The following is a 3,009-nucleotide window of genomic DNA, read 5'->3' as shown; positions in this document are numbered from 1 at the left end:
AGGATCGTGACGCGATCGGTGATTGCGAACACTTCCTCAAGCCGATGGGAGACGAAAGCGAGTGCCTTGCCACTGTTTTTCAGCCGCGTCATGATGTCGAACAGCCGGTCAACCTCGATCGGCGACAGCGAGGCGGTCGGCTCGTCGAAGATGACGAGATCGGCGTTTAAGGCCAGCGCCTTCGCTATTTCGACGAGTTGCCGTTGCGCCGCCGAGAGCCGCCGCACCTCGATGTCGAGTGGCAGCATGTGGTCGTGACCGAGTTCCGACAGGAGGGCCTGCGCCTTGTGCCGCAATTGGCTGAAAGACAGGCGTCCGGGCATCGCATAGCTGGGCAAGAAGATGTTCTCCAGCACGTTCATGTCGGGCGCCAGGCTGGTTTCCTGTGCGACGAGCGCTATGCCGGAGCGCAGCGCATCACGCGCGGAGCCCGCAATCAAAGGAGCGCCCTTAAACAATATCTCGCCCGACGAAGGCCGCAAGTGGCCGCAAACGATCCGCGACAGCGTCGACTTGCCCGCACCGTTTGCGCCAATCAATCCACAGATCTCGTGCCGGCAGAGCGCTATCGATGCGTTGCTGAGCGCGTAGGCGGTCCCAAACAGGCGGGTGATGCCACGAGCCACGAGAAGTGGCTCGCTAGCCTTACTGCTCTCTACCATCCGCGGGTACACTCCAAGAGAACATGATTGAACTGTGCGGGGAGGGCGCGTCCCCCGAACAGTATAAGTCGGCTAAACTCTCGATTACATCTCGTTGGCGAAGACCGTTTCCTTGATGGTTGGAAGCTCCTGTTCGATGTTCTTGCTGGTCACGATCTTGATCGGTACGAGGATCTTCTTTTCTGGAGTTTTGCCGCCGAGATGGTCGACCATCGCGCGCCCCGATTCTTGGCCCATCAGATACGGCTGCTGCATGCCAGAAACCACCAGTTCGCCCGACTGGAGCAGTGGTACGAATTCCGGCACCCCGTCGAAACCGGCAACCAGTACGTCACCGGTGAGGCGTGCCGCCTTGATCGCCTGCAAGGCGCCGAGCGTCGGGCCGTCGGTCTGAACGAACAGCCCCTTCATGTCCGGATGCGCGGTTGTCATATCCTGCGTGAACTTGAAGGTTTCGTCAGCGGTGTAGGTCTGCATCTGCTGCAGCCCGGCTTCCTTGGTGATGCCAGCCGCTGTCATCGCGTCCTTGAAGCCCTTCGTCCGCGCCTGACCGTTGAGACGGGCCTGGCTGATGCCGACGATTCCCACGCTGCCATCTTGCTTGCCTGCGGCTTTCATCGCCTCGGCCAGCGCTTTGCCGACGCCGTTTGCGCCCTGATAATTGTCAGAGATGATGAAGGACACATAGTCACCGCTGTCGGTACCGATGTCGGCGATGACCACGGGGATATTTGCTTGCTTGGCGAGATCGAGCACGGCCGGCGCGGTTGAGCTGTCGGTTGGAGAAATAATTATGCCAGCCACGCCGCGAGCGATCGCGTCCTTGGCATTTTTAAGCTGCGTCTGGGCGTTGTTGCCGGAATCCAGAGCCTGATAGGTATATCCACCCTTCGTCGCGACATTCTCGATGCCCTTGGAGAGGTATCGCCAGAAGGCAAGGTCAAGGCCTGGGGTCAAATAAACCAACTCTTTGGACTGGGCGAAAGCGGTGGTCATCGAGCCGGCAATGCCGGTGAGCGTGACAATGCCCGCTAGGGCTGCGGTGGCAAAAAGGCGTCTGGTCAGCATTGTAAATCCTCCCTGTTGTGCTGCATGGTCGTTCGGCAATACCGTCCTCATCGCTTCCGGGCGGACTTCGTCAGAAGCTGCCTGGTCGTGGTGTAGATGCGTGTTTCATGGACAGCGAACGCTCTTGCCGCCGCGTCAGGATCGCGCGCCTCGAGCCCCGCAAAAATGGCGCGGTGATCGGCTATGCTCGTCGCGATGCTCGTTGGCTGAGCAACCGCGCGCCGTCGATGGTCGAGAAGGTAGGAATAGAGATCCGAGGCAATATCCGCCAAAGCGCCATTGCCGCCAGCTCGATAGATGGTCGTGTGAAACTCGCGATCGCAAATGAGGAAGCGGACAGGATCATCGATTGCCGCCTCCTGCGCTTCGATCGATCTGGCCAGAGTCTCCAGCGTCGCCGCTTCGACCCGGTCAGCGGCGGCCCGCGCCACCTGCTCTTCAATCAGCAGCCGAGCCTCATGGACATCGTCGAGACTGTATCCGGAGATATCGCGATAGCGAGCCGATTGAACTGCGAGTTCCCCGACTTCTGTAGAGGCGACTACGGTCCGAGTCCCCTGCGTAACGGAAACGATGCCCTTCGTCGAAAGGATCAGGATCGCACCGCGCACCGTCTCGCGGCTGACGGACAAAGCGGCCGCAAGCTCACGCTCGCTTGGAAGTGGATCGCCCACGTCAAGCACACCAGTCGCAATGAACGTGGCGATCTTCTGGACGACGAAGTCCTTCATCGACCGCTTCGGCACCCCGCTCAGCGCGCCGTTGTCGTCGGTTAGGATTGCTCGTAGATCCATCCGTCCTTGCACCCTAACAGGTCTTGTGGTCCGGTATGTGTACCAGTAGGCCTGCTTCAGCTATACGTCAATAGCGAAGACGCGGCGTCAAATCCCGGTTGACAACGAATATCGCTTTGTGGAACGGTGAGAACGTTCTCAGAGAACGTTCTCACCGCTTGAGGCCTAACCTTGGGAGGAGGCATGAGCACCGACGAGACGCGGCTAGCCGTCCGCATCGCCAGCATTGCGAAGTCCTACGGGCCTACCGTCGCGCTCGATTCCGTTTCCATCGACCTGCGTCCGGGAGAAGTCCATGCGCTGCTGGGCGAGAACGGCGCCGGCAAGTCGACCTTGGTGAAGATTCTCAGCGGCGTGGTGAAGCTCGACAGCGGGTCGATGTCGGTTTTCGGCAAGCCCTATACGCCGCACGGCATCGTCGATGCACGGGCGCAGGGCGTGGCTACGGCTTTCCAGGAACTCAGCCTGCTGCCCAATCTCAGCAT

General features: G+C 60.0%; 4 protein-coding genes. 1 reads left to right on the top strand and 3 read right to left on the bottom strand.

Features of this window, described 5'->3' with window-relative positions:
• The 3 genes from EN991_RS29930 to EN991_RS29920 form a co-directional block, all read right to left on the bottom strand.
• A partial coding sequence (locus EN991_RS29930; RefSeq protein WP_245461111.1) for an ATP-binding cassette domain-containing protein occupies positions 1 to 674 on the bottom strand: 674 nt, incomplete at its 3' end.
• Positions 675 to 746: 72 nt separating this feature from the next.
• Positions 747 to 1,730 carry a substrate-binding domain-containing protein gene (locus tag EN991_RS29925; protein ID WP_064994838.1) on the bottom strand — a complete coding sequence of 328 codons (984 nt, stop codon included), beginning with the start codon at positions 1,728 to 1,730 and terminating at the stop codon, positions 747 to 749.
• Between the two features lie 47 nt (positions 1,731 to 1,777).
• Entirely contained in the window at positions 1,778 to 2,524 is a 747-nt protein-coding gene (locus EN991_RS29920) for an FCD domain-containing protein (RefSeq protein WP_064994839.1), read from the bottom strand.
• A 183-nt stretch (positions 2,525 to 2,707) separates the two neighbouring features.
• Between EN991_RS29920 and EN991_RS29915 the strand changes: the two genes are divergently transcribed.
• A partial coding sequence (locus tag EN991_RS29915) for an ATP-binding cassette domain-containing protein (protein WP_164769466.1) occupies positions 2,708 to 3,009 on the top strand: 302 nt, incomplete at its 3' end.

The organism is Mesorhizobium sp. M7A.F.Ca.US.005.03.2.1 (assembly GCF_003997795.1).
Lineage (GTDB): Bacteria > Pseudomonadota > Alphaproteobacteria > Rhizobiales > Rhizobiaceae > Mesorhizobium > Mesorhizobium ciceri.
Note: the sequence above shows the minus strand (reverse complement) of the source record. Positions and strands in the feature narration are given on the sequence as shown.

What these genes read in the sequence shown, in the direction of transcription:
- EN991_RS29925 (WP_064994838.1), bottom strand. Translation starts at nt 1,730, where the DNA reads ATGCTGACCAGACGCCTTTTTGCCACCGCAGCCCTAGCGGGCATTGTC.
- EN991_RS29920 (WP_064994839.1), bottom strand. Translation starts at nt 2,524, where the DNA reads ATGGATCTACGAGCAATCCTAACCGACGACAACGGCGCGCTGAGCGGG.